The sequence below is a fragment of the Sphingobium sp. CCH11-B1 genome, assembly GCF_001556865.1.
In the GTDB taxonomy this organism is placed as follows: Bacteria; Pseudomonadota; Alphaproteobacteria; order Sphingomonadales; family Sphingomonadaceae; genus Sphingobium.
Window position 1 is genome coordinate 1 of record NZ_LSJY01000171.1, and the last position, 2,220, is coordinate 2,220.

The 2,220-nt window shown below is 67.7% G+C and carries 2 protein-coding genes and 1 pseudogene; 2 read left to right on the forward strand and 1 reads right to left on the reverse strand.

The annotated features are described in order from the left end of the window. Positions 1-552: pseudogene (locus tag AX724_RS17280) on the forward strand (Ti-type conjugative transfer relaxase TraA); the annotation flags it as partial. A 9-nt stretch (positions 553-561) separates the two neighbouring features. Further along, a complete protein-coding gene (locus tag AX724_RS17285; RefSeq protein ID WP_063976193.1) occupies positions 562-1,275 on the forward strand; it encodes a DUF6118 family protein in 714 nt (237 codons plus the stop codon). A 26-nt stretch (positions 1,276-1,301) separates the two neighbouring features. Here the strand turns inward: AX724_RS17285 and AX724_RS17290 are convergent. After that, positions 1,302-2,220: multicopper oxidase domain-containing protein (locus AX724_RS17290; RefSeq protein WP_156448146.1), on the reverse strand; the 919-nt coding region annotated here is incomplete at its 5' end.

Genomic DNA, 2,220 nt, shown 5'->3' on the forward strand with positions numbered 1-2,220 from the left:
GTTCAGTGTTCGTTCTTCAACCTGGCCAAAATCGCAGCTTCGGGCCGACTGGGCCATATAGGCCGGATGCGGGAGAAGGGGTTGCCGGTGCTGGCGCACCAGGAGAGCGCGTTGCGCCGCGCCGGCGAGGCGTTGGACGCGACCCGGCCCCATGCCGCGCGTGACCTTGCCAGCGCGATCGAGCGTGACCCCCGGCTCGCGCGCGACGCGGCGGAGGGGAACACGGGCGGGGCGGCGAAGGCGATGGAGACGGAGCGCCAGGTCCGCATTGACCCCGAGAAGCGCGCGGGCCGCTTTGTGGAGCAGTGGCAGGGCATGAAGGAGGCGCGCGCCAGCATGGAGCGTGCCGGCGATCGTGCCGGCGCGGAGAAGCTGGGGAAGCGCATGGAGAGCATGGCGGGCGGGTTGCACCGCGATCCGCAACTCGAATCCGTGTTGCGGCGTCGCGCCCCCGAGCTGGCGTTGAGCATGGAGCGGGGCCGGTCGATCGGGCAGGAACTGGCGCAGTCGGTCGCGATCGGGCGTGATCGCGAGCGTGGCATGAGCCGGTAAGGGGGATGGGTGGCGGACGAGGACGACAGCCAGGGAGCAGACGCGGCCGAGGCTTTCGAGGCCATGCGTGGCGAGCTGGCGCTGTTGCGCCGCGCCGTGGAGGGCTTGGCGGCCGAGCGCGGCGCGATCGACGTGCCCGATTATACCGAGACGTTGGGGCGGATGCAGCAGGGCGTGGACGCCACGGCCGACCGGATCGCGGTCATCAACGACGTGATCGCCCGGAGTCCGGCGCTGGCGATGACGCCCGAGCAAATGGCGCAGCGGATCGTGGCGGCGGGTAACGCGGCCCGGCGCGAGGATCAGGCAGCGCTCGCCAGGGCGGGCGAGGACAAGGCCCGCGTCATGGCCGAGCTTCGCGCCGTCGCCGGGTCCGCATGGACGCGAGCCGACCAGAAGAATCGGCAGCTATGGTTCGGGCTGGGCGGGGTCGCGATCGGCATCATCGCATGGGCGATAGTGCCCGGCCTGGTCGCGCGCGAGGTCGCGCCGGCGAGCTGGCAATGGCCCGAGCGCATAGCGGCGCGGTCGTTAGACTTGCCGCGTTGGGAGGCGGGGCAGCGCTTGATGCAGAGCGCGAGCCCGACCGCGTTCCGCGCGATCGTCGCCGGCGACAGGATCGTGACGGCCAATCGCGAAACGATCGAGGGGTGCAGCAAGGCCGCGGTTCGAGCGCGCGAGACGGTGCGATGCACGATTAAGGTTGGCGGTAATCACCAGTAGGCGTGCAATTCCGGGCTTCGTAACCGCTACACTTGACGGCGCGGCGGAGAACCGAAGTCAGGGTCTGCGCTGACTCGTTTTGCGACCGTTCCCGCCGGATGGCGATACCAGCCGGGATCGGTAAAATCGCCCCGCGCGATATCGTCGCGCACCTTCACGACCGTGAACATGCCGCCCATTTCCATATTCCCGAACTGGCCCTTGCCGCCCATCATCGGCGTCGTGTTGACCGGACCTTGATGTCCGCCGTCGGTGTGTTCCTGGTGCTCCGCCATGCCGTAGCGCATCATCGGCAGGAAATTTGGCGACACCTTGCGAATCCGCGCCTCTACACCGGATTGATCAACGCCGGTCTGGTTGGGGATGCCGTGGCCCATCGCGTTCATGGTGTGGTGGGCCATATGGCAGTGGAAAGCCCAGTCGCCGGCGACCGCGGTAAACTCGATGTCGCGCATCTGCCCGACCGACACCAGTTCGGTGACCTCCCGCCGCCAGCGCTCGCGCGGCCAGCGCCCGCCATCGGAACCCGTCACCTCGAACTCGACGCCATGAAGGTGGATCGGATGGTTCCACATCGACAGGTTGCCGGCCCGGATGCGCACACGCTCGCCGGTGCGCGCGACGATCGGATCGATCGCCGGGAACATCTTGGAGTTGAAGGTCCACTGGTCGAACTCGACCATGATCGAGGGGTCCGGGCGCCAGGTTCCGGGTTTCAGCGCCCAATTGTGCAAAAGGAAGGCGTAATCGCGATCGACCGGCACGATCTCCCCGCCGCGCGGATGGATGATGAACAGGCCCATCATGCCATAGGCCATCTGGGTCATCTCGTCGGCGTGCGGATGATACATATGCGTGCCGTGCTGGCGCAGCGTGAACTCGTAGACATAGGTTTCGCCGGGCTGAATGTGCGGCTGGGTCATCCCGCCGACGCCATCCATGCCG